The sequence below is a fragment of the Streptomyces mutabilis genome (assembly GCF_014649815.1).
GTDB classification, from domain to species: Bacteria; Actinomycetota; Actinomycetes; order Streptomycetales; family Streptomycetaceae; genus Streptomyces; species Streptomyces mutabilis.
This window is the reverse complement of the sequence record NZ_BMTT01000002.1, coordinates 50,267-72,544: the sequence shown is the minus strand read 5'-3', so window position 1 is coordinate 72,544 and position 22,278 is coordinate 50,267. Positions and strand designations below refer to the sequence as shown.

The following is a 22,278-nucleotide window of genomic DNA, read 5'->3' as shown; positions in this document are numbered from 1 at the left end:
ATTAGGTGCCCTCGGCACCCGACGCGCCGGTGATCGTGAGGAGCGCCCGCGCGTGTGACGGCCGTCGGGGCCCGTCCGGTCACGGGTGGGTCATCCGCAGCACGTCCAGCGCCTCGTCGAGCTGCTCGTTCGTGAGGTCGCCGCGCTCGACGTACCCGTTCTCCAGCACGACCTGACGGATCGTCTTCCGCTCCGCCAGCGCCTTCTTGGCGACCTTGGCGGCCTCCTCGTACCCGATGTACTTGTTGAGCGGCGTGACGACGGACGGGGACGACTCGGCGTACTCCCGGGCCCGGTCCCGGTGCGCGACGATGCCGTCGACCGTGCGGTCAGCGAGCAGCCGGGAGACGTTGGCCAGCAGGCGCACCGACTCCAGTACGTTCCTGGCGATGACCGGCAGCATGACGTTCAGCTCGAAGTTGCCGGCCGCGCCCGCGGTGGCGACCGTCGCGTCGTTGCCGGTGACCTGGGCGGCGACCATGAGCACGGCCTCGGGAATCACCGGGTTGACCTTGCCCGGCATGATGGAGGACCCCGGCTGGAGGTCGGGGAGGGAGATCTCCGCGAGCCCGGTCCGCGGCCCGGACGCCATCCACCGCAGATCGTTGGCGATCTTCGTCAGTCCGACGCCGATGGTCCGCAGCTGTCCGCTGGTCTCGACGATGCCGTCCCGGGCGCCCTGCGCCTCGAAGTGGTTCCGCGCCTCGGTCAGCGGCAGCCCCGTGGCGCGGGCCACCTCCGCGATGACGGCGGCCGAGAAGCCGGGCGGGGTGTTGATGCCCGTGCCGACGGCGGTGCGGCCCAGCGGCAGCTCGGCGAGGCGCGGGAGGGACGCCTGGAGCCGCTCGATGCCGTACCTCACCTGGGCCGCGTACCCGCCGAACTCCTGGCCCAGGGTGACCGGCGTGGCGTCCATGAGGTGCGTGCGCCCGGACTTCACCACGTCGGCGAACTCCTCCGCCTTGCGCTCCAGCGCGCCGGCGAGGTGGTCGAGGGCCGGGATCAGGTCACGGGTGACGGCGGCGGTGGCGGCGATGTGGATGGAGGACGGGAAGACGTCGTTGGACGACTGGGAGGCGTTGACGTGGTCGTTCGGGTGTACGTCCCTGCCGAGCCGTTCGGTGGCGAGGGTGGCGACGACCTCGTTCGTGTTCATGTTGGACGAGGTCCCCGACCCCGTCTGGAACACGTCCACGGGGAAGTGCGCGTCCCACTTCCCCTCGGCGACCTCGTCCGCCGCCTCCTGGATCGCGGCGGCGACGTCCTTGTCCAGGACCCCCAGCTCGGCGTTGACCTTGGCCGCCGCGCCCTTGATCCGGGCGAGCGCCTCGATGTGCGCGCGCTCGATGCGCTGCCCGGAGACCGGGAAGTTCTCCACCGCGCGCTGCGTCTGCGCCCGCCACTTCGCGTGGGCGGGCACCCGCACCTCGCCCATGGAGTCGTGCTCGGTGCGGTACTCGGTCCTGTCCTGCTCGTCGGTCATCGACGATCACCTCCACGTCTCACAGCACCCGCGACGCGACCACTGTTCCCCGTGGAGGCGGACCGTCACCGCAGGGGTCAGGCGAGTCCCGGGCCCCGCACCGGAATGGTCGTGAAGGTCGGCGCCGGCGCCGGGTCCTGGAAGAAGTCGTTGCCCTTGTCGTCCACCACGATGAACGCCGGGAAGTCCTCGACCTCGATCTTCCAGACCGCCTCCATGCCGAGCTCCTCGTACTCGACGACCTCGACCTTCTTGATGCAGTCCTGGGCGAGCCGCGCCGCCGGTCCGCCGATCGAGCCGAGGTAGAAGCCGCCGTGCGCGTTGCACGCGTCGGTGACCTGCTTGCTCCGGTTGCCCTTGGCCAGCATCACCTTGGAGCCGCCCGCCGCCTGGAACTGCTCCACGTAGGAGTCCATGCGCCCGGCGGTCGTCGGGCCGAAGGACCCGGACGCGTACCCTTCCGGCGTCTTCGCGGGCCCGGCGTAGTACACCGGGTGGTCCTTCAGGTACTGCGGCATCTCCTCGCCCGCGTCCAGCCGCTCCTTGATCTTGGCGTGCGCGATGTCGCGGGCCACGACCAGCGGGCCGGTCAGGGACAGCCGGGTCTTGACCGGGTGCTTCGTCAGCTCGGCCAGGATGTCGTCCATCGGCTGGTTGAGGTCCACCTTCACGACGTCACCGGCCTCGTCGAGGTGCTCGTCCGTGGTCTCCGGCAGGAAGCGCGCCGGGTCGGTCTCCAGCTGCTCCAGGAAGACGCCCTCGGCGGTGATCTTCGCGACCGCCTGCCGGTCCGCCGAGCAGGACACGGCGATGGCGACCGGGCAGGACGCCCCGTGCCGCGGCAGGCGCACCACGCGCACGTCGTGGCAGAAGTACTTCCCGCCGAACTGCGCGCCGATGCCGATCTTCTGCGTCAGCTCGAAGACCTTCTCCTCCAGCTCCTTGTCCCGGAAGCCGTGCCCGAGCTCCGAGCCCTCGGCCGGGATCTCGTCCAGGTAGTGCGCGGAGGCGTACTTCGCGGTCTTCAGCGCGTACTCGGCGGACGTGCCGCCGACCACGATCGCCAGGTGGTACGGCGGGCAGGCGGCCGTACCGAGGGAGCGGATCTTCTCCTCCAGGAACTTCATCATGGAGGACTCGTTCAGGACGGCCTTGGTCTCCTGGAAGAGGAAGGACTTGTTGGCCGAGCCGCCGCCCTTGGCCATGAAGAGGAACTTGTAGGCGCCGCCGTCGGTCGCGTACAGCTCGATCTGGGCCGGGAGGTTGGAGCCGGTGTTCTTCTCCTCCCACATGGTGAGGGGGGCCATCTGCGAGTAGCGCAGGTTCAGGTTCTTGTAGGCGTCGTAGATGCCCCGGCTCAGGGCCTCCTCGTCGCCGCCGGCCGTGAGCACGTTCTGCCCGCGCTTGCCCATGACGATCGCCGTGCCGGTGTCCTGGCACATCGGCAGCACGCCCGCCGCCGCGATGTTCGCGTTCTTCAGCAGGTCCAGCGCCACGAACTTGTCGTTGCCCGACGCCTCGGGGTCGTCGATGATGCGGCGCAGCTGCGCCAGGTGGGCCGGGCGCAGGTAGTGCTGGATGTCGTGGATGGCCTCCTCGGCCAGCTTGCGCAGCGCCTCGGGCTCCACCTTGAGGAAGGTCCGCCCGTCGGCCTCGAAGGTGGAGACACCCTCGGAGGTCACCAGCCGGTACGGAGTGGTGTCCTCTCCCTGGGGGAGCAGATCGGTGTACGCGAACTCAGGCATCTCGCCCATTCCTCACTCGACGTCACGCGCGGCTGGATTCCTCAGCAACGACGGCTGGCCTCCATCGGCAGCGCCAACCAGCGTAGAACCTGCCCGCGCCGCCGGGCTTGTGAGGTAAGGCTCAGTAGGTCCGCGGACGAGTCGCGAGAAGGTTGCCCACAGGGGGTAGTCGCGATCTATCGCGTTTCGGTACGCTGTCGCCGTGGACCTTCAGAAGCACGCCCCAGCGCAGGACGCGGCACCGCGCGCCACCGCACCGAGCGTCTCCGAGCTGCGCGCCTCGGACGCCGACCGCGACCGCATCGCCGACATGCTCCGCGACGCCCTCGCCGAGGGGCGGCTGACCGCCGACGAGCACGCGGAGCGCGTCGAGGGGGTGCTGGCCGCCAGGACGGTCGGCGAGCTGGACGTCTTCGTGCGGGACCTGCCCGCCGCGCACGCGGGCCGGCACACCGCCGCGCCGGCTCCCCACCGCCCCGCCGCGGGCCCCGTCCCGGCGGAACCCGACGAGAACGTGGTCGCGGTCTTCAGCAGCGCCGTCCGCCGGGGCCGCCTGCGGGCCGGCCGCCGCATCCACGCCTACGCGGTCTTCGGCAGCGTCGAGATCGACCTCACCGAGGCGCTGTTCGAGCACCAGCAGGTCGTGATCAAGGCGTTCTCCGTCCTAGGCAGCGTCGAGGTGCGCGTCCCGGAGAACGTGTCGCTGCGCGGCGCGGGCGGCGGCGTGCTCGGCAGCTTCGAGGTGGACGCCGTCGACTCCGCCGAGGCCGAGGCCCCCATCGTCCACGTGGACGGCTGGGCCGTGCTGGGCAGCGTCGAGGCGCGGCCGAAGCGCGGCAAGCTCGTCGCGGACATCCTCGACCGGGTGCACCGCAAGGTGGAGAAGGGTTTGCGCAAGCACCTGTAGCGCGGCTCGGGCGCCGGTCGTGAACCCTGTGCATAGGCGCGCGTACAACGGGTAAGCCTGACGCATCGTCTCTCGCTCGCGAAGCCGTCGTCAGGAGTAGACCGTGCTGCAACCGCCGCATTCGTCCCTGCAGGTAGCTGCCGTTCCGGCCCAGCGGGTGCCCGTGCGGCACAGGGACCAGGACGCTCCGTGGCACACCGAGGCGGTGTGCCGGCGCGACGAGGCCGGACTGTTCTTCGCCCCTTCCAAGGAACCCACCGCGGCCCGGCTCTCCCGTGAGGAGGCGGCCAAGCGGGTGTGCGCCCGCTGCCCGGTCATGGTCGAGTGCCGCGAGCACGCCCTCCTTCAGCCCGAGCCCTACGGCGTCTGGGGCGGCCTCACCGCCGCCGAACGCCGTGTGGTCCTGGCGAGGCGCCGCCGCCGCGACCTGGAACTCAAGAAGGCGGCCCGCACCACGGGCCGCATAGCGGCGGCCGGTTAGGACAGCCAGACGATAGGGCACCCTCTCCGCACAGAGAGTGCCCTTCTCGTGCCGGGACCGGGCGGGCCGTGCGAGGGCACGACCAACCGCACGTTCAGAGGCCGCGGCCTGCAGCCGACCCAAGGGGCGTGGGGAACCGCGCGACCAGCCACACCCGTGCCCGCACTCGGCACGGGACAGAAGCTCCCACCTCAGCGGGCGCCCCGCGAAACCGACGGAGTCACTTCGCCCGGTCGAAATCGATCGCGCTGTACGCCCGCAGCTTGCTCAGCCGGTGCTCGGAATCGATCCGCCGCACCGTGCCCGACTTCGACCGCATCACGATCGAGTCGGTCGTCGCCGTCTCGGACCGGTACCGCACCCCGCGCAGCAGCTCACCGTCGGTGATGCCGGTCGCGACGAAGAACACGTTGTCCCCGGAGACCAGGTCGTCGGTGGTCAGCACCCGGTCCAGGTCGTGCCCGGCGTCGATCGCGCGCTGCCGCTCCTCGTCGTCCTTGGGCCACAGCTTGCCCTGGATGGTGCCGCCCAGGCACTTCACGGCGCAGGCCGAGATGATGCCCTCCGGCGTGCCGCCGACCCCGAGCAGCAGGTCGATGCCGGTGCCCTCGCGCAGCGCCAGGATGGAGCCGGCCACGTCGCCGTCGGAGATCAGCTTGATGCGGGCGCCGGTCTCCCGGACCTCCTTGATCAGCCCCTGGTGGCGGGGCCGGTCGAGGATGACGACGGTGACGTCCTCGGGGGTGCGCCGCTTGGCCTTGGCGATCCGGCGGATGTTCACGGACACGGGGGCGTTGATGTCGACGAAGTCGGCGGCTTCCGGGCCGGTGACCAGCTTGTCCATGTAGAAGACGGCCGACGGGTCGAACATGGAGCCGCGCTCGGCGGCGGCCAGCACCGCGATGGCGTTGGTCATGCCCTTGGCGGTCAGCGTGGTGCCGTCGATAGGGTCGACGGCGATGTCGACCTCGGCGCCGGTGCCGTCGCCGACCCGTTCCCCGTTGTAGAGCATCGGGGCCTCGTCCTTCTCGCCCTCGCCGATGACGACGACGCCGTTCATCGAGACGGTGTGGACGAGGGTCCGCATGGCGCGCACCGCGGCACCGTCGGCGCCGTTCTTGTCACCGCGCCCGACCCAGCGGCCGGCGGCCATCGCCGCGGCTTCGGTCACCCGCACCAGTTCCATGGCGAGGTTGCGGTCAGGGGCCTCCGAGGGGACGTCCAGCTCGGAGGGCAGATGATGCTCGGTCATCGGAACGCACCTTTCTGATACGACGACGGCCGGATGAGGGTGTGGCCATGACTCTATCGTCAGTCCGACAGAATGAGCAGGGGGCCCCACGTATGAGCACATCGGGGACCTGCGACGATAGGGGGCGTGGCAGGTACGAACGGCAAGCAGAAGACGGCCCGGGACATGGTCCTCTCCCTGGGGGTCATCGTTCTCGCGGGACTGGTCATGTATCTCTTCATCCCGCACGACGACGACGGCGGGCCCGACCTCAAGCGGGTCGACTACACGGTCGAGCTGACCACCGCGCGCCGCGCCGCGCCGTACCCGGTGGCGGCGCCCGAGGGGCTGCCCGAGGAGTGGAAGCCGACCTCCGTCCGCTACCGCGGCGCCGAGGACAACACCTGGCACCTGGGCTACCACGCCCCCGACGGGGAGTACGTGGCGGTCGGGCAGTCGACGCAGAAGCCGGCCGAGTTCATCGAGGAGGCCAGCCAGGGGGCGCGGAAGACCGAGGCCACCGAGGAGATCGGTGGCCGGACGTGGACCCGGTACACGGGCGGCCGGTACGAGGCGCTGGTGCTGCACGACACCGACGGCGTGAAGGGCGCGACGACGGTGGTGGCCGGCACCGGCTCGTTCGAGCAGCTGGGCAGGATGGCGGCGGCGCTGAAGCTGGCCTGAGCCACCGCGTACTCCGTGAACACGAGGAAGCCCCCGGCGTCGCGCCGGGGGCTTCGTCCGTGCCGGGGTCGGAATCAGACCGTCGTGACGACCTGCTCGTAGGCCAGCCGCGGGGAGCGCGGGAACCAGGCGTCCGGGCCCGGGCGGCCGATGTTGACGACCATCAGCGGGGTGTGGTCGTCGTCCAGGAACTCCTTGCGGACGCCGTCGAAGTCCAGGCCCGTCATCGGGCCGGCGGCCAGCCCGGCGGCGCGGACGCCGACGATGAAGTACGCGGCCTGCATGGCGGCGTTCAGGGCCGCGGCGCCCTCACGCACCGGACGCTCGCTGAAGAAGGCGTCCTTGGCCTGCGGGAAGTGCGGGAAGAGCTGGGGCAGCTCCTCGTGGAACTCGTTGTCCGCCGACAGGATCGCGACCAGCGGGGCGGCGGCCGTCTTGGGCCGGTTGCCCTCGGCCATGTGCTGGACCAGGCGCTCGCGGGCCTCGGGGGAGCGGACCAGCGTGATGCGCAGCGGCGACTGGTTGAAGGCGGTCGGGCCGTACTTGACCAGGTCGTAGATCGCCTGCACCTGCTCGTCGGTCACCGGCTCGTCGGTGAAGGTGTTCGCGGTGCGGGCCTCGCGGAACAGCAGGTCCTGGGCGGCGGGGTCAAGGACGAGAGACATACGTGATCTTCCTCGGGGGGGGGTGCGTCGGCCCCGTACCAAGTCGGCGGGGAGCCGTTGACGAGGACGACGCTACGCGAAAGAAGTTCAACCTTCAACCAAAGTCGGTCCGTGGTGATCCGCTTCACAGGGTCGCCCGCGTGAAGGGGGGAGGCGTGAGTGTGGAGTGATGCGGTTCACAGGCGGCCGGCGATGACTTCTCGTCGCGGCGGCGGTCCTGAACGGCAGAACACCATCACCGACACCGAGGGAGCACGCCGACATGACCACCGGCGCCGTCAAGGGACCCGCCTCCTACTTCCCGTCGATCGAGAAGAAGTACGGCCGTCCGGTCGCGGAGTGGACGAACCTGATCCGCTCCTCGCCGCTCACCAAGCACATGGAACTCGTCTCCTGGCTCAAGACCGAGCACAGCCTGGGCCACGGACACGCCAACGCGCTGGTCACGCACACGCTCGCCGAGGACACCGGCAAGTAGGGGAGCGGCCTACGGGGACGGGCGGGCTAGCGGTCCTCGTCCCCGCCGGCCGCTTCCGCCTCCTCGGCCAGCGCCGCGTCCAGCCGGGCGCGGGCGCCGTCCAGCCAGCGGCGGCAGACCTTCGCCAGCTCCTCGCCCCGCTCCCACAGGGCGAGGGACTCCTCCAGCGTCGTACCGCCGGCCTCCAGTCGCCGTACGACCTCGATCAGCTCGTCCCGCGCCTGCTCGTACCCGAGCGCCTCGGACACGGCCGCCGACTGCTCCACCTCGCTGGTCATCCACCCAACCTTACGCATCGACTCGTACGGAGAAATCGCCCTCGGAGACGCGGGCGCGCAGGGTCTCGCCCGCCGCCACCTCGCCGGGGTCACGGACGGCGTGACCGTCGGCCCGCTGGAGCACGGCGTACCCGCGCTTCAGGGTCGCGGCGGGGGAGAGGGCCACCACGCGCGCGTGCGTGTGCGTCAGCTCGGAGTCGGCCCGGTCGAGGTGGTGCCGCAGGGAACGGCGGCCCCTCTCCAGCAGGGCCGTCACCTGCTCGGCCCGCTCGTCGGTCATCCGGTGCGGATCCTGTATCGACGGCCGGGTGAGCGCGTGGGCCAGCCCCCGCTCCTCCCGGTCGACGAACGCGGCCACGCACCGCCGCGCCCGGTCCCGCAGCTGCCGCACCCGCTCGTACTCCTCGCCGACGTCCGGCACGACCTTCTTCGCGGCGTCGGTCGGCGTGGAAGCGCGCAGGTCGGCGACGAGGTCCAGCAGCGGGCTGTCCGGCTCGTGGCCGATCGCCGAGACCACCGGCGTACGACAGGCGGCGACCGCCCGCACCAGCTGCTCGTCGGAGAACGGCAGCAGATCCTCCACGCTGCCGCCACCGCGCGCGACGACGATCACGTCCACGTCGTCGATCGCGTCCAGCTCCTTCACGGCCTGCACCACCTGCGGCACCGCGTGCACGCCCTGCACGGGGACGTTGCGCACCTCGAAGCGGACGGCGGGCCAGCGGTGCCGGGCGTTCTCCAGGACGTCCCGCTCGGCCGCCGAGGCACGCCCGCACACCAGCCCGATCAGCTGCGGCAGGAACGGCAGCGGCTTCTTGCGCTCCGGCGCGAACAACCCTTCCCGCGCGAGCGCCTTCTTCAGCTGCTCCAGGCGTGCCAGCAGCTCCCCGACGCCCACGGGCTTGATCGCGGCCGCACGCAGGGACAGCTGCCCGCGCGGCGCGTACCACTCCGGCTTCGCGTGCACGACGACCCGCGCGCCCTCGCCGACCACGTCCGCCACCGCGTCGAACACCTGCCGGTAGCAGGTCACGCTCACGGAGATGTCGTGCGACGGGTCGCGCAGCGTCAGGAACACGACCCCCGCGCCCGGCCGCCGCGACAGCTGCGTGATCTGCCCCTCGACCCACACCGCGCCGAGCCGGTCGATCCAGCCCCCGATCAGCCGTGACACCTCGCCCACGGGCAGGGGGCGTTCGGGAGTCGAGTTAACAGCCATGCGCCCGAGCGTAACGGCCGGGTACGACAACCCGGCCCGATCGCACCCAACGGTTCCCGCTCCTCCCGCCGGCCCGCCTCACACGCTCGCCGGCCCCCTCACACCCCCTCCACACGCCTCCCGCGCGCCTGCGCCGCCAGCACCACCAGCCCCACCGCCAGCCAGATCGCCCCCACCACCTGTGCCGTGGCCGACGCCTCCACGATCACGGCGATGGTGATCGCCGCGCCGAACACGGGCACCAGCGCGTGCCGCCACCAGCTCACCGGCCCCCCGCCGCGCCGGACCACGAACCAGCCCACCACGCTCGCGTGCAGCAGCGTGAACGCCGTCAGCGCGCCGACGTCCACCACCGAGACCAGGTGGTCGAGGCCGTCGTCGCGTCGCGCCGCCCACACCGCCGCCACCATGGTGATCACGGCGGAGACCAGCAGAGCCACGCGCGGCACTCCCGAGTACGTCCGCGACAGCACCCCCGGCAGCCGCCGGTCGCGGCCCATCGCGAACAGCAGCCGCCCCGCCGCCGCCTGACCGGCCAGCGCCGCGAACGCCGCGCCGATCGCCTTGCTCACCGCCACCAGGTCGTGCAGCCACGTCCCGACCGACGCGTCCACGGCGTCGTAGAACGCCGAACCCTGCCGCTCGGGTTCCGCCGCGAGCTGCGCCGACGACACCGGCTCCAGCAGCGCCGCCAGGTACGTCTGGGCCACGAACAGCACGCCCGCCAGTACCAGGCAGAACAGCAGCGCCCGCGCGACCTTCGCGGAGCCGCCGGTGACCTCCTCCGCGAACGTCGCGATCGCGTCGAAGCCCAGGTACGACAGCACCGCCACCGACACCGCGCCCACCACCGCCGACAGCGCGAACGCCCCCTGCGTGCCGTCCCCGGACAGCGGCGACAGCCAGCCCCGCTCGGCACCGTCGCGCGCGAGGACGACGATCGCCGCGACCACGAAGACCAGCAGGACCACGATCTCCATGGCGAGCACCAGGAAGCCCACCCGGGCCGCCGCACGCACACCCCACAGGTTCAGCAGGGTCGTGACGACCACCGCGAGCGCCGTCCACACCCAGCGGGACACCTCAGGGACCAGCGCCTCCATCGCGATGCCGGAGAAGAGGTAGGCCACCGCCGGGATGAGGACGTAGTCCAGCATCGCCATCCAGCCGGCGATGAACCCGGCCCCGTTCCCGAGCCCCACGCGCGCGTACGCGAACACCGACCCGGCTTGGGGGACCACCCGCACCATCTGGGCGTAGCTGAACGCGGTGAACGCCATCGCGATCGTGGCGACGACGTAGACGAGGACCACCGCGCCGTGCGACTTGGCGTCCAGGGTGCCGAAGACACCGACCGGCGCCATCGGCGCGATGAACAGCAGCCCGTAGACGACAAGGTCCCTGAAGCCCAGGCTCCGCTTGAGCTGGTGCTCCTCACCGGCCCCCTGGGCCGCCGTACCGGTCTCGGACATCGTGCCTCCGCCAGCGCTCAGGACTCCGCCTCGTCACGTCCCCGTCGACGTCCCCGCCAGTCTCCCCGGTGACATCGCACCCACGCGATCTCTGGCCCGCCGAACGCGGCCTTACGATGGGTGCCATGACTGCTTCGCCTGGCCGCCGTGTCCTGCTCGCCGCCCCCCGTGGCTACTGCGCGGGTGTGGACCGCGCCGTGATCGCCGTCGAGAAAGCCCTGGAGCAGTACGGGGCTCCGGTGTACGTCCGCCACGAGATCGTCCACAACAAGTACGTCGTCCAGACCCTGGAGAAGAAGGGCGCCGTCTTCGTCGAGCAGACGGAAGAGGTCCCCCCGGGCAACATCGTGATGTTCTCCGCGCACGGCGTGGCCCCCGTCGTCCACGAGGAGGCCGAGCGCGGGAAGCTCGCCACCATCGACGCCACCTGCCCGCTCGTCACCAAGGTGCACAAGGAAGCCGTCCGCTTCGCCGACGACGACTACGACATCCTCCTGATCGGCCACGAGGGCCACGAGGAGGTCATCGGCACCTCCGGCGAGGCCCCCGACCACATCCAGCTCGTCGACGGCCCCGAGGACGTGGCCAAGGTCGAGGTCCGCGACCCGTCCAAGGTGGTCTGGCTCTCCCAGACCACCCTCTCCGTCGACGAGACCATGGAGACCGTCGACGCCCTCAAGGACAAGTTCCCCCAGCTCATCTCCCCGCCGAGCGACGACATCTGCTACGCCACGCAGAACCGCCAGCTCGCGGTCAAGCAGATGGGTGCCGAGGCCGACCTGGTGATCGTCGTCGGCTCCCGCAACTCCTCGAACTCCAAGCGCCTGGTCGAGGTCGCCAAGCAGGCGGGCGCGCGCGACGCGTACCTGGTGGACTTCGCCGACGAGATCGACGAGTCCTGGCTGGAGGGCGTGACCACGGTCGGCGTCACCTCCGGCGCCTCCGTCCCCGACGTGCTGGTCGAGCAGGTCCTGGAGTGGCTGTCGCAGCGCGGCTTCGAGGACGTGGAGATCGTCAAGGCGGCCGAGGAGTCGATCACCTTCTCGCTGCCCAAGGAGCTTCGCCGGGATCTGCGCGAGGAGGCGGCGGCCCTGGTGGCGGAGCGGGGCGGCGCCGGTGCGGCCGGCTCGGGTACGGCCGGGGCGTGACCGTCAGTCGTCCGTCGTAACGTGGTGCCATGCAGATCTTCGGCGTGGACATCGGCGGATCCGGGATCAAGGGCGCCCCTGTGGACCTCGACAGGGGTGAGCTGGCCCAGGAGCGCTGCAAGGTACTGACCCCGCACCCGGCGACCCCCGACGGCGTGGCCGACGGGGTGAAGGAGGTCGTCGAGCACTTCGGCTGGACCGGGCCGGTGGGGCTGACCTTCCCGGGCGTGGTGACGGGCGGCGCCACGGTCCGCACCGCGGCCAACGTCGACAAGAGCTGGGTGGACACGGACGCACGGGCCCTGTTCGGCGAGCGGCTGGGCGGGCTCGACGTGACGGTCGTCAACGACGCGGACGCGGCGGGCGTCGCCGAGATGCACTTCGGCGCCGGCCGCGGCCGCGAGGGCACGGTCATCCTGCTCACCTTCGGTACGGGCATCGGCAGCGCCGTCTTCACCGACGGCGTCCTCGTCCCCAACAGCGAGCTGGGCCACCTGGAGCTGGAGGGCCACGACGCGGAGACGCGCGCCTCCAGCAAGGCCAAGGACGACCACGACCTGTCCTGGGAGCACTGGGCGCACCGCGTGCAGAAGTACCTCGCCCACGTCGAGATGCTGTTCTCGCCGCAGCTCTTCATCATCGGCGGCGGGGTCAGCCGCAAGGCCCACAAGTTCCTGCACCGCATCGAGGGCATCGAGGCGGAAATCGTCCCCGCCGAGCTGCAGAACAACGCGGGGATCGTGGGCGCGGCGATGCGGGCCGCGGAGGGCGCGGGCAGGTCGGCCGCGGGCTGAGCAGGTCGACGCCGCGGGCCGGAGCCGGCCGTCACACAGGCGTACGATCCCGGGCGGCGACCGCCGCGGCGGCCCGGCGTCGCCGCAGCATCCGCACTCGGCGCGCCAGCACCGTGGACCCGGCGACCAGGGTCCCGCCGTACAGCCAGCCGGCCTCGGTGGCCAGGGCGGTCACCAGTCCCATCAGCCGCCCGCCCACCCCCTTGCCGCTCTCGGCCACGGTCACCAGACCCACGGCGAAGGCGATCGGCACGACGACGGGGGCGGTCAGCAGGTCACCCTTGCGCACCCAGAGCGCGGTGACCAGGCACACCGGCAGGAACAGCACGCCGTACACCGTCAGGGACGCGCCGAACAGAGCCTGGTCGAGGAACCCGAGCACCAGCATCACCGCCGCGCAGAACAGGCCGCTGCCCAGCCCGGTCAGCCGCGGGTTGGGCATCCCGCGCAGCGCCCGCACCGCCCGGGCCACCAGCGGAACGGGCCGCGATGTCGGCCGTTCCGCCGCCGCACGCGCCGGTACCGGGCGTGCGGCGACAGGCCTGCGCCCGCCGCCCGCCGGTCCCCGCCCCTGCGGGGGCAGCGATGCCCGGTCCCGTCGCGGTCCGTACTGCGCAGGTCGCGTCCTGTGTTGCTCCACTGGACCAACTTAGGTCGGTTAATGTGCCGAACAGCCCGACAGACACGCCGTGCGGCGAAGCCCGGCCGCCCTTCGACACTGCGCGAGTCCGACTCCGGCCACCCCGTAGACTGGTGGATCGGCCCCCTGCCCGGCCCGCCCCACCCTCCGCATCCTCACGTACGGGAAGTCGCAACGTGTCGCTCACGATCGGAATCGTCGGTCTGCCGAATGTCGGCAAGTCGACCCTGTTCAACGCCCTGACCAAGAACGACGTGCTCGCGGCCAACTACCCGTTCGCCACCATCGAGCCCAACGTCGGCGTCGTGGGCGTCCCCGACCCCCGCCTGGCGAAGCTGGCCGAGATCTTCTCCTCCGAGAAGGTCCTCCCGGCCACCGTCGACTTCGTCGACATCGCGGGCATCGTGCGCGGTGCGAGCGAGGGGGAGGGCCTGGGCAACAAGTTCCTCGCCAACATCCGCGAGTCCGACGCCATCTGCCAGGTCATCCGTGCCTTCAAGGACGAGAACGTCGTCCACGTCGACGGCAAGGTCTCGCCGAAGGACGACATCGAGACGATCAACACCGAGCTGATCCTCGCCGACCTGCAGACCATCGAGAAGGTTCTCCCGCGCCTCCAGAAGGAGTCGCGCATCAAGAAGGACGTCGCGCCGAAGGTCAAGGCCGTCGAGGAGGCCAAGGAGATCCTGGAGAAGGGCGACACCCTCTTCGCCCACGGCATCGTCCAGGGCACCGAGCGCAACGAGCTCCTCCACGACCTGCACCTCCTCACCACCAAGCCCTTCCTCTACGTCTTCAACGTGGACGAGGACGAGCTGACCGACGAGGACTTCAAGAACGAGCAGCGCGCCCTGGTCGCCCCCGCCGAGGCGATCTTCCTCAACGCCAAGCTGGAGGCGGACCTCGCCGAGCTGGACGAGGACGAGGCGCTGGAGCTCCTCCAGTCCGTCGGCCAGGAGGAGCCCGGCCTCGCCACCCTCGCCCACGTCGGCTTCCGCACCCTCGGCCTGCAGACCTACCTGACCGCCGGCCCGAAGGAATCCCGCGCCTGGACCATCAAGAAGGGCGCCACCGCCCCCGAGGCAGCCGGTGTCATCCACACCGACTTCCAGAAGGGCTTCATCAAGGCCGAGGTCATCTCCTACGACGACCTTCTCGAGACGGGCTCGGTGGCGGAGGCCCGCGCGAAGGGCAAGGCGCGCATGGAGGGCAAGGACTACGTGATGCAGGACGGGGACGTGGTGGAGTTCCGCTTCAACGTGTAGCGGGCTGCCGGTCGCGACGTCACCGAACTCGCGAACGCGCAGTTCCGGCTCATCCGCCGCAGCCGGACGACCGCGTCCGGGTGGGCGGCCGTGCAGCGGGAACGGATCGCGGGCGGCAGGCCTCCGCGCCCGGGGCTGGTGCCCTTGCCGACGGTCCGCGTCCCTTGCCGTGCAGCCGGCACGGCGTCCGGAGCCGCCGTGCCCGAGACCCACTCGGCGAGGACCTGACGGGCGGGCGGCAGCAGCGCCGCGCCCGGCTCGGTGAGCGTCACGCCCCGCGGCCCACACCGAACCAGCTCGGTGCCCAACCTCCGTGCCGGCGCCCGGACCTGCTTGCTCAGCGCGGGCCGGGGCACGTACAGCCGCTCGGCCGCCCGCGTGACGTGCGGTTCCTCCGCCACCGCCCGGGATGAGCGCGGCCGGTGGCGGGTACGCCGAGGTGGCCGGAACCCGTGGGCTCGTCGCCGACGGCTACGGGAGGCGGCCGGGCGCCCCCGGCCGAGGCGGGTGCGTCGCCCTCGCAGCCTTGGCGGCCGAGCGCACCCCGTTGCGGCTGTCCCTCGGCGACGACGGCGGCAGCGCGGTTCTCGGCCATCGCGAGCAGATCCGCGAGGACGTCGAAGTGCGGGGGTTGCGCACCCGGGCCGTCACCTTCGGGGACTGAACGGAGGGTCAGCAAGAAGGGGGTGAGGCGCTTCGCTCAAACGGCAAGGGGTTCCGCACATCCGTGCAGGGCCCTTGTGCAATTCCTCTGGAAGCCTCAATCTTTCGGCTGACGCACAAAAGCCGCCCCGCATTGACATGGGCATGACCTACCCGTGTCCTGTCCATGTCCTGACGGGCGGTCTGCTCGGCGTGCACGAACCCCACCATGCACCACCCCACCGAGGAGGACCCCTCACATGGCAGTGCTGCGTCACCACCCCCACCGCACCACCCGGCGAAGACTGGCCGCCGTCAGTGCCGCCGCCACCGCGGCCCTCGCCGCGAGCCTCGTCTCCGCACTCCCCGCCGGCGCCGCCCCGTCCGCCGCGGAGGGCGTCGTCCAGTACGAGGACGCGGTGAACGCCGTCGCCGGCAGCTACATCGTGACCCTGAAGCCGGACGAGGCGAAGTCCGGATCCGCCGAGGGCCGCGCCGTGGCGAAGAAGTACGGCGCCGACATCGAGCGCACCTACACCAAGGCCCTCAACGGCTACGCGGTCGAGGCCTCCGAGACCGAGGCGAAACGTCTCGCCGCCGACCCGGCCGTCGCCTCCGTCGTGCAGAACCGCACCTTCCACGTCACCGGCACCCAGCCCAACCCGCCCTCCTGGGGCCTGGACCGCATCGACCAGCAGAACCGCCCGCTGGACAGCTCGTACACCTACCCGGACAGCGCCGGACAGGGCGTGACGGCGTACGTCATCGACACCGGCGTCCGCATCACCCACAGCGACTTCGGCGGCCGCGCCTCCTACGGCTACGACGCCATCGACAACGACAACACCGCCCAGGACGGCCACGGCCACGGCACCCACGTCGCCGGTACCGTCGCGGGCAGCGCGTACGGCGTCGCCAAGCAGGCGAAGGTCGTCGGCGTCCGGGTCCTCGACAACTCCGGCTCCGGCACCACCGCGCAGGTCGTCGCAGGCATCGACTGGGTCGCCCGCAACGCCGCCAAGCCGGCCGTCGCCAACATGTCGCTGGGCGGCGGCGCGGACAGCGCCCTCGACGCGGCCGTCCGCAACGCCATCGCCTCCGGCGTCACCTTCGTCGTCGCGGCCGGCAACGAGTCCACCAACGCCTCCACGAAGTCCCCGGCCCGGGTGACGGAGGCGATCACGGTCGGCGCCACCACGTCGAGCGACGCCCGCGCCTCCTACTCCAACTACGGCTCGGTCCTCGACCTGTTCGCGCCGGGCTCCTCCATCACCTCCGCCTGGAACAGCGGCGACTCGGCCACCAACACCATCTCCGGTACGTCGATGGCGAGCCCGCACGTCGCCGGGGCCGCCGCCCTCCACCTGGCCGACAACCCCTCGGCCACCCCCGCACAGGTCGCCTCCGCGCTGACGTCCGCCGCCACCAGCGGCGTCGTCACCAACCCCGGCAGCGGCTCGCCCAACCGGCTGCTGTACGTCGGCGACGGCGGCACCACGCCCCCGCCGGGCGACCGCTTCGAGAACACCGGTGACTACACCATCCGGGACAACGCCACCGTCGAGTCCCCGGTGACCGTCTCCGGCGTCTCCGGCAACGCGCCCGCGGCGCTCTCCGTCGACGTGAACATCGTCCACAGCTACATCGGCGACCTCCAGGTCCAGCTGGTCGCCCCGGACGGCACCGCCTACACCCTCAAGCCGTACGGCACCGGCGGCAGTGCGAACGACATCAACACCACGTACACCGTGAACGCCTCCTCGGAGACCGCGAACGGCACCTGGAAGCTGCGGGTCAGCGACAACGCGTCCTGGGACACCGGGCGGATCGACGCCTGGGCCCTGCAGTTCTGACGCCTGATCAGCCGTAGGTACCGATGACCTCGTCCTCGCGGAACGGTTCCGGGTCGGTGACCCAGCCCGCCGCGAGGGCGAGGCGCGTGTGCCGGTGCACGGCGAGGAAACCGAAGGGGCGGTCGAAGACGGCCCGGACGGTGGTGCGCAGCCAGCGCAATTCCGGTACCCCGGCCGCCGTCCCGCCCAACGCCGTCACCGCGGCCGCCGCGAACCCCCGGGCGTCGAACCGTGCCAGGGCGGACTGCCGGGCCGACTCGACGCACAACGGGCGGGGGCTGACGCCGGGGAAGTGACCGGGCACGGGCCGCACGGCCGTCGTCAGCCCGAACAGCTCCGGGCGTTCCAGCAGATCGTGCTCGGACGTGACCGCGTACGGCGGCAGGGTCACGTCCAGCGTCGGCGGCTCGGGGAGCGGCGTGCGCTCCCGCACTACGTCGAGGCCCGGGCCCACCTCCCCGTACGGCAGGTGCGAACCGGGGGTCACCGGGTGCCTGCGCGCGAGGACGCCGACCCCCGCCCCGAGCACCTGTCCGGGCGTCATGCTCTCCTCGCCGAGCAGCAGATGGACGTCCACGGCGGTGTCGCCCAGCACTTTCAGCTCGGTGACGTGGCCGTCGGGGGTGTCCGCCACGCCGATCCGGTCCAGCAGGGCGCTGTGGCGCCACAGGCCGGCCAGTGCACGGCCCTCCCAGGGGCCGGCCTCCGGAGTGAGGTGTCCCTCCTCGAAAGGTTTCAGCCACCGGGTGCGCAGCGCCAGCGCACTCGCCAGGACGATCTCGGTGTCCGGAGTCACCGTCACCGGCATCCGTTCGATCAACCCGCCCGTGCGTTTCGCCGCCCAGGCGTCCAGCGCCGCCCCGTCGGCTTCCGGGTCGCCCGTGAGCACGCCGTGCGCGTCGGCGGGCAGCCCCGCCTCCCACTCCTCGCGCAGCTCCAGCGTGCGCACGGTCCACAGGCCCAGGGCGGCCTCCGGACCACGCATCGAACCGAGGGCGGCGAGCAGCTCACGGGCCGCCGGGGCCGCGTCGTCGGCCGGCACGCCCGCCGCCTCCTCCAGTTCCGCCCGCGCCGCACCCGCCGCGCCGTCCGCGAGCAGGGCCAGCAGGGGCCACACGCCCACGGCCGAGAACACAGTGCCCCCACCCGTCGTGGCCGCCCAGCGTGCCGTGAGGCCGTTCACCGCCCGGACCGTCGCGTTCGCGACCCGCATGCCGTCCCCGCTCTCCCCGCGCTTAACATGCGCTCAGTGATCGGCCGGCCACCTCGCGGGCGGCCCGGCCCCCAGCCCCGCGGCGCCTCCGCGTCACCGCCCGAAACAGGAGCACGGTACACGTGTCCATACCGCCGCCGCCCGGCCCCCAGGAACCCCACGCCCAGGGGCAGTACCCCCCGGGGCAGTACCCACAGGGCCCGTACCCGTCACAGCAGCAGTACCCGGGCGGCGCCTGGGGACAGCCCTACGGGACGTACGGGCCGTATCCCCGACGGCCGCCCGTCAACGGTCTCGCCATTGCCGCCTTCGTGCTGGGCGTCCTCTGCTGCGTGCCGGTGGTCGGGCTGGTGCTGGGCCTGATCGCGCTGGCCCGGATCAGGAAGCGGGGCGAGCGGGGCAAGGGCCTCGCGGTGGCCGGTTCCGTACTGTCCTCCGTGGGCCTCGCCCTGTGGGTGCTGTCGCTCTCCACCGGCGCCGCCGCCGACTTCTGGGACGGCTTCCGGGACGCCGCGCGGGGCGAGGGCACCGCCTACGCCCTCGAGAAGGGGGAGTGCTTCACCACCCCGAGCGGCTCCCTGCGGGGCGTGACGTACGACGTCGACCAGGTGCCCTGCGCGCGGGAGCACGACGGCGAGGTCTTCGCCGTGTTCGACCTGCCGGGCGGTGTCTTCCCCGGTGACGGGGAGATCGCCCGGATCGCGGACGAACGGTGCTACGCGCTCCAGGACACCTACGCCATGGACCGGTGGGCCCAGCCGGCCGACGTGGACGTGTACTACCTGACGCCGACCTCGCAGAGCTGGCGCGGCGGTGACCGCGAGGTCACCTGCCTGTTCGGGAACACGGACGAGCGGGGCACGCTGACCGGCTCCCTGCGCAACGACGGTACGACGCTCGACCCCGACCAGCACGCCTACCTGACGGCGGAGTCCCAGCTCAATCTGACCATGGACGAGATGCCCGCGGCGCAGACCGTCGAGGAGGACCTCGCGGGGTACCGGTCCTGGGCGGGGCGGGTGTCGACGGCGCTCGACCGCGAGACCGGGATGCTGCGCGGGCACAGCTGGCCCGCCACCGCCGAGCGGCCGGTCGCCGACCTGGTCGAGGACCTGGACACGGCACGGGAGGAGTTCGGCCTCGCGTCCGAGGCGGCCGACTCCGACACGTACTACGAACACCTGGACAAGGCCCTCCTGCTCATCGAGGCCGACAGCACGGTCACCGCCCGCGATTCCCTGGGCCTGGACACCACGCCGCCGGTGTACGAGGAGGCCGGTGACGGCGGGGGAGAGAGCCCCGGCAAGGAAGTGTGACGGCGGCCATAGCGGGGAGAAAGCGCCTGCGTTTGAAGCCTTCCGGCACCACAAGTCATCACATCGAGTGATTCTCTGGCCTTTACTTGCCCGGCACGACATGCAGTTGCCACGCTGTTGCTGTCTGTACAACCTGATGGGAGCGGCCAGTGACATTCGGTGACCAGCCGGCGTATCTCCGCGTCGCGGGCGATCTCCGCAAGAAGATCACCGACGGACTGCTGCCGCCCCACACCCGCCTTCCGTCCCAGGCGCGTATCCGCGAGGAGTACGGCGTCTCGGACACCGTCGCCCTGGAGGCGCGCAAGGTGCTGATGGCCGAGGGGCTGGTCGAGGGCCGCTCCGGGTCCGGGACGTACGTACGTGAGCGGCCCGTGCCCCGGCGCGTCGCCCGCTCCGGGTTCCGGCCGGCGGGCGGTGCCACGCCCTTCCGGCAGGAGCAGGCCGACGGTGAGGCGCACGGCACCTGGGAGTCGCGCAGCGAGCAGGCCGAGGCGAGCCGCGCCGTCGCCGAGCGGCTCGGGATCAAGCCCGGGGACCGGGTGATGTGCACGCGGTACGTCTTCCGGGAGGGTGGCGAGGCCATGATGCTCTCCACCTCCTGGGAGCCGCTGGACCTCACCGGCCGGACGCCGGTGATGCTGCCCGAGGAGGGTCCGCTCGGTGGCATGGGCGTCGTCGAGCGGATGGCCGCCATCGACGTCGTCGTCGACAACGTGACCGAGGAGGTCGGCGCCCGCCCGGGCCTCGCGGAGGAACTGCTCGCGCTGGGCGGCGTCCCCGGTCACGTGGTCCTGGCCATCCAGCGCACCTTCTACGCCTCGGGTCGTGCCGTGGAGACGGCCGACGTGGTCGTCCCTGCCGACCGTTACCGGGTGGCGTACCACCTGCCGGTCAAGTAGGCGTACCGCCCGCTGATCAAGCAGGCGTGTCACCGGCCGGTCAAGTAGTGGCGCCGCCGGGGGAGTTCGAGCGTCCCCGGTGGTGTGAGATGGCGCACGCCCCTCGTGCGCCTCCCGCGCCCCTTCTCCGTGCCCGTACGGACTTCCGCATCCCTCGTCGGCGTCCTGCGGGGCCGCGATCCGGCCGTTCCCGCAGGTCGCCCCTCGCGTCACCGGCATGCCTCCGACCCGAAGCGTCGGGGCGCGGACGGCGAGCTACGTATCGTGCGCCCCCTGTGTTGTGGCCGGGTGGGTACCTCTTTGTGTAAAGCCGTGTTCGCTGCGTGAAGGTTAGGCGTAGGCTCGGGCATATGCGGATTGCGGTTTCCTTAGCGGGCGCGGCGCGGCGCGGGCCGTGGGCGGGAAGTGGAGGGGCGCGATGAACGACGGCACGGTCACTCTCCCCTGGCTGGTGTTCCGGCAGGACGACAACGGCAACCGCTACCGTGTGGGCAGGTACGCGACCCGGGCCGAGGCCCAGAAGATCGCGGACACCCTCGACGGTCGCGGCCACCAGCAGCTCTACTGGGTGGAGAAGCTCGGACCGAACGGCACGGGCGCGGCGGACTGACCGCGCCGGGCGGCCGGACCGCGCACCCGGCCGACGGGACCGGTGGGCCGTCGCCCCGGAAAGAGCCGTAGGCTCCCGCCCATGACGGAACGGATCGTGGTGGGCGCCGCCCTGGTCGACGGCGGACGCCTGCTCGCCGCGCGCCGCAGCGCACCGGCGGAGCTGGCCGGACGCTGGGAGCTGCCGGGCGGCAAGGTCGAGGCGGGGGAGACGCCCGAGGCGGCACTCGTGCGCGAGCTGCGCGAGGAACTGGGCGTGACGGCGGAGCCCGGTGAGCGGGTCCCGGGGCAGTGGCCCCTCCGCTCCCCCTACGTCCTGCACGTGTGGACCGCACGTCTGCTCCCCGGCTCCGCGGCCCCCGCGCCGCTCGAGGACCACGACGACCTGCGCTGGCTCACCCCCGCCGAGATCTGGGACGTGCCGTGGCTGGACCAGGACGTACCGGCCGTCGAGCGGGCGCTCGCCCACCTGGGACTGGAGGCGACGGACGCGCGGGGCGCATGAGAACGGCCCGGCGCGAGCACCTCGTGCGCCATGAGTGCAACTGTGCGCCCTCGTCGACGGTACCGGGACCCGGGAATCGGGTATGTGCCCATTAACCCCATGAAAGCGGACATGGGTGGGGGTTGCCGGCCGGGGAAGTGATCGGCGTGATCAACAGCGAAGGCGGCTGTGCCGAGTGGGTCTTCCCCGCGGCGCCGGACGCCGTGCGGACCGCCCGCTCACTCGTCCGCGGCACCCTCCGGGGATGGGACCTCGACGACGTCGGTGACATCGCCGCGCTCCTGGTCAGCGAGCTGGTCACCAACGCCCTGCGGCACGCCACCGGGCCCATCGGCGTCCGCCTGGTACGTCGCCGGGCCGAGTCGGACGGCATCCTGCTGGTGGAGGTCTCCGACCCGCTTCCGGACCTGCCCCGCACCCGCGTCGCCGGGCCGGGGGACGAGGACGGCCGAGGGCTGCAACTCGTGGCCTCCTCCGCGCGCCGCTGGGGGACCCGGCCAGGCGAGGTGGGCAAGACGGTCTGGTTCGAACTGGCGGTGCCCGAATGATCGGGTGACGCTCCGTTTTCGCCGACCATTTGGTTCAGGCCAGTGGCAGTTGTCGAACTGCGTGGTTCGATGCCGTGTCCGCTGGTTAGAAGACTGGAAGTGTTGTCACGGTCCGGACCGAAAAGCATCGGGACCGTGCTGTGATCGTGAACACCGTGTCGTGCGGCGACGTAGTGCTGGATACTGCGGGCAGCCGCCTC

22 protein-coding genes and 2 pseudogenes are annotated in these 22,278 nt (G+C 71.7%); 14 read left to right on the top strand and 10 right to left on the bottom strand.

Annotation, left to right across the window (positions count from 1 at the left end):
* Positions 1-79: 79 nt before the first annotated feature.
* Both IE142_RS04480 and IE142_RS04475 read right to left on the bottom strand, forming a co-directional pair.
* The gene (locus IE142_RS04480; protein WP_191884504.1) at positions 80-1,483 is read right to left on the bottom strand and encodes a class II fumarate hydratase; all 1,404 of its coding nucleotides are present in this window, start codon (positions 1,481-1,483) and stop codon (positions 80-82) included.
* Between the two features lie 77 nt (positions 1,484-1,560).
* A complete protein-coding gene (locus IE142_RS04475) occupies positions 1,561-3,228 on the bottom strand; it encodes a fumarate hydratase (protein WP_191884503.1) in 1,668 nt (555 codons plus the stop codon).
* Positions 3,229-3,430: 202 nt separating this feature from the next.
* On the opposite strand from IE142_RS04475, the gene IE142_RS04470 reads away from it, so the two are divergent.
* Positions 3,431-4,135: a DUF1707 SHOCT-like domain-containing protein gene (locus IE142_RS04470; RefSeq protein ID WP_191884502.1), complete on the top strand. Its 705-nt coding sequence runs from the start codon at positions 3,431-3,433 to the stop codon at positions 4,133-4,135.
* Positions 4,136-4,238: 103 nt separating this feature from the next.
* Complete coding sequence (locus IE142_RS04465; RefSeq protein ID WP_043380407.1) at positions 4,239-4,616, top strand: WhiB family transcriptional regulator; 378 nt, start codon at positions 4,239-4,241, stop codon at positions 4,614-4,616.
* A gap of 220 nt (positions 4,617-4,836) precedes the next feature.
* Here IE142_RS04465 and glpX read toward each other — a convergent pair whose 3' ends face one another.
* Positions 4,837-5,868, bottom strand: coding sequence for a class II fructose-bisphosphatase (gene glpX / locus IE142_RS04460; protein WP_191884501.1), 1,032 nt, complete (start codon positions 5,866-5,868; stop codon positions 4,837-4,839).
* Positions 5,869-5,994: 126 nt separating this feature from the next.
* Between glpX and IE142_RS04455 the strand changes: the two genes are divergently transcribed.
* Positions 5,995-6,531, top strand: coding sequence for a DUF4245 domain-containing protein (locus tag IE142_RS04455; protein WP_191884500.1), 537 nt, complete (start codon positions 5,995-5,997; stop codon positions 6,529-6,531).
* A 74-nt stretch (positions 6,532-6,605) separates the two neighbouring features.
* On the opposite strand, the gene IE142_RS04450 is transcribed toward IE142_RS04455, so the two are convergent.
* Positions 6,606-7,196 carry a malonic semialdehyde reductase gene (locus IE142_RS04450; RefSeq protein ID WP_043380400.1) on the bottom strand — a complete coding sequence of 197 codons (591 nt, stop codon included), beginning with the start codon at positions 7,194-7,196 and terminating at the stop codon, positions 6,606-6,608.
* A 262-nt stretch (positions 7,197-7,458) separates the two neighbouring features.
* Between IE142_RS04450 and IE142_RS04445 the strand changes: the two genes are divergently transcribed.
* Complete coding sequence (locus IE142_RS04445) at positions 7,459-7,674, top strand: DUF4287 domain-containing protein (protein ID WP_191884499.1); 216 nt, start codon at positions 7,459-7,461, stop codon at positions 7,672-7,674.
* Between the two features lie 26 nt (positions 7,675-7,700).
* On the opposite strand, the gene IE142_RS04440 is transcribed toward IE142_RS04445, so the two are convergent.
* The 3 genes from IE142_RS04440 to IE142_RS04430 all read right to left on the bottom strand — a co-directional run bounded on the left by IE142_RS04440 (position 7,701) and on the right by IE142_RS04430 (position 10,643).
* Complete coding sequence (locus IE142_RS04440) at positions 7,701-7,952, bottom strand: exodeoxyribonuclease VII small subunit (RefSeq protein WP_191884498.1); 252 nt, start codon at positions 7,950-7,952, stop codon at positions 7,701-7,703.
* A gap of 10 nt (positions 7,953-7,962) precedes the next feature.
* On the bottom strand, positions 7,963-9,171 hold the full coding sequence (gene xseA, locus IE142_RS04435; RefSeq protein ID WP_191884497.1) for an exodeoxyribonuclease VII large subunit: 1,209 nt from the start codon (positions 9,169-9,171) through the stop codon (positions 7,963-7,965).
* A gap of 98 nt (positions 9,172-9,269) precedes the next feature.
* Entirely contained in the window at positions 9,270-10,643 is a 1,374-nt protein-coding gene (locus tag IE142_RS04430) for an APC family permease (protein ID WP_191884496.1), read from the bottom strand.
* A 116-nt stretch (positions 10,644-10,759) separates the two neighbouring features.
* Between IE142_RS04430 and IE142_RS04425 the strand changes: the two genes are divergently transcribed.
* On the top strand, positions 10,760-11,791 hold the full coding sequence (locus tag IE142_RS04425) for a 4-hydroxy-3-methylbut-2-enyl diphosphate reductase (RefSeq protein ID WP_191884495.1): 1,032 nt from the start codon (positions 10,760-10,762) through the stop codon (positions 11,789-11,791).
* 29 nt (positions 11,792-11,820) lie between these two features.
* On the top strand, positions 11,821-12,585 hold the full coding sequence (gene ppgK / locus IE142_RS04420) for a polyphosphate--glucose phosphotransferase (protein ID WP_191884494.1): 765 nt from the start codon (positions 11,821-11,823) through the stop codon (positions 12,583-12,585).
* 31 nt (positions 12,586-12,616) lie between these two features.
* Here ppgK and IE142_RS04415 read toward each other — a convergent pair whose 3' ends face one another.
* Positions 12,617-13,057: a DUF6542 domain-containing protein gene (locus IE142_RS04415; RefSeq protein WP_370466295.1), complete on the bottom strand. Its 441-nt coding sequence runs from the start codon at positions 13,055-13,057 to the stop codon at positions 12,617-12,619.
* A gap of 344 nt (positions 13,058-13,401) precedes the next feature.
* On the opposite strand from IE142_RS04415, the gene ychF reads away from it, so the two are divergent.
* On the top strand, positions 13,402-14,490 hold the full coding sequence (ychF, locus tag IE142_RS04410) for a redox-regulated ATPase YchF (RefSeq protein ID WP_191884492.1): 1,089 nt from the start codon (positions 13,402-13,404) through the stop codon (positions 14,488-14,490).
* Positions 14,491-14,537: 47 nt separating this feature from the next.
* Here the strand turns inward: ychF and IE142_RS04405 are convergent.
* Positions 14,538-14,891, bottom strand: a pseudogene (locus IE142_RS04405) (LysR family transcriptional regulator); the annotation flags it as partial.
* An 8-nt stretch (positions 14,892-14,899) separates the two neighbouring features.
* Between IE142_RS04405 and IE142_RS04400 the strand changes: the two are divergent.
* Both IE142_RS04400 and IE142_RS04395 read left to right on the top strand, forming a co-directional pair.
* Positions 14,900-15,154, top strand: coding sequence for a hypothetical protein (locus tag IE142_RS04400; protein WP_191884490.1), 255 nt, complete (start codon positions 14,900-14,902; stop codon positions 15,152-15,154).
* Between the two features lie 238 nt (positions 15,155-15,392).
* A complete protein-coding gene (locus tag IE142_RS04395) occupies positions 15,393-16,985 on the top strand; it encodes a S8 family peptidase (protein WP_191884489.1) in 1,593 nt (530 codons plus the stop codon).
* A 7-nt stretch (positions 16,986-16,992) separates the two neighbouring features.
* Here the strand turns inward: IE142_RS04395 and IE142_RS04390 are convergent, their stop codons facing one another.
* Positions 16,993-18,198: a serpin family protein gene (locus IE142_RS04390; protein WP_191884488.1), complete on the bottom strand. Its 1,206-nt coding sequence runs from the start codon at positions 18,196-18,198 to the stop codon at positions 16,993-16,995.
* Between the two features lie 122 nt (positions 18,199-18,320).
* Between IE142_RS04390 and IE142_RS04385 the strand changes: the two genes are divergently transcribed.
* The 5 genes and pseudogenes from IE142_RS04385 (at position 18,321) to IE142_RS04365 (ending at position 22,078) form a co-directional block, all read left to right on the top strand.
* Positions 18,321-19,514 (top strand): DUF4190 domain-containing protein, encoded by a 1,194-nt coding sequence (locus IE142_RS04385; RefSeq protein ID WP_191884487.1) that lies wholly within the window; start codon positions 18,321-18,323, stop codon positions 19,512-19,514.
* Between the two features lie 149 nt (positions 19,515-19,663).
* Positions 19,664-20,416 (top strand): GntR family transcriptional regulator, encoded by a 753-nt coding sequence (locus IE142_RS04380; protein ID WP_191884486.1) that lies wholly within the window; start codon positions 19,664-19,666, stop codon positions 20,414-20,416.
* Positions 20,417-20,786: 370 nt separating this feature from the next.
* A pseudogene (locus tag IE142_RS04375) lies at positions 20,787-21,026 on the top strand (hypothetical protein); the annotation flags it as partial.
* An 81-nt stretch (positions 21,027-21,107) separates the two neighbouring features.
* The gene (locus IE142_RS04370) at positions 21,108-21,530 is read left to right on the top strand and encodes a (deoxy)nucleoside triphosphate pyrophosphohydrolase (protein WP_191884485.1); all 423 of its coding nucleotides are present in this window, start codon (positions 21,108-21,110) and stop codon (positions 21,528-21,530) included.
* A gap of 137 nt (positions 21,531-21,667) precedes the next feature.
* Positions 21,668-22,078, top strand: a complete 411-nt coding sequence (locus IE142_RS04365; RefSeq protein ID WP_191885027.1) for an ATP-binding protein — start codon at positions 21,668-21,670, stop codon at positions 22,076-22,078.
* The last annotated feature ends 200 nt before the right edge of the window (positions 22,079-22,278 follow it).

Coding starts and splice junctions, on each gene's coding strand:
- IE142_RS04480 (WP_191884504.1), bottom strand. CDS start 1,483: ATGACCGACGAGCAGGACAGGACCGAGTACCGCACCGAGCACGACTCC.
- IE142_RS04475 (WP_191884503.1), bottom strand. CDS start 3,228: ATGCCTGAGTTCGCGTACACCGATCTGCTCCCCCAGGGAGAGGACACC.
- glpX (WP_191884501.1), bottom strand. CDS start 5,868: ATGACCGAGCATCATCTGCCCTCCGAGCTGGACGTCCCCTCGGAGGCC.
- IE142_RS04450 (WP_043380400.1), bottom strand. CDS start 7,196: ATGTCTCTCGTCCTTGACCCCGCCGCCCAGGACCTGCTGTTCCGCGAG.
- IE142_RS04445 (WP_191884499.1), top strand. CDS start 7,459: ATGACCACCGGCGCCGTCAAGGGACCCGCCTCCTACTTCCCGTCGATC.
- IE142_RS04440 (WP_191884498.1), bottom strand. CDS start 7,952: ATGACCAGCGAGGTGGAGCAGTCGGCGGCCGTGTCCGAGGCGCTCGGG.
- xseA (WP_191884497.1), bottom strand. CDS start 9,171: ATGGCTGTTAACTCGACTCCCGAACGCCCCCTGCCCGTGGGCGAGGTG.
- IE142_RS04430 (WP_191884496.1), bottom strand. CDS start 10,643: ATGTCCGAGACCGGTACGGCGGCCCAGGGGGCCGGTGAGGAGCACCAG.
- IE142_RS04425 (WP_191884495.1), top strand. CDS start 10,760: ATGGGTGCCATGACTGCTTCGCCTGGCCGCCGTGTCCTGCTCGCCGCC.
- ppgK (WP_191884494.1), top strand. CDS start 11,821: ATGCAGATCTTCGGCGTGGACATCGGCGGATCCGGGATCAAGGGCGCC.
- IE142_RS04400 (WP_191884490.1), top strand. CDS start 14,900: ATGAGCGCGGCCGGTGGCGGGTACGCCGAGGTGGCCGGAACCCGTGGG.
- IE142_RS04395 (WP_191884489.1), top strand. CDS start 15,393: ATGGCAGTGCTGCGTCACCACCCCCACCGCACCACCCGGCGAAGACTG.
- IE142_RS04390 (WP_191884488.1), bottom strand. CDS start 18,198: ATGCGGGTCGCGAACGCGACGGTCCGGGCGGTGAACGGCCTCACGGCA.
- IE142_RS04370 (WP_191884485.1), top strand. CDS start 21,108: ATGACGGAACGGATCGTGGTGGGCGCCGCCCTGGTCGACGGCGGACGC.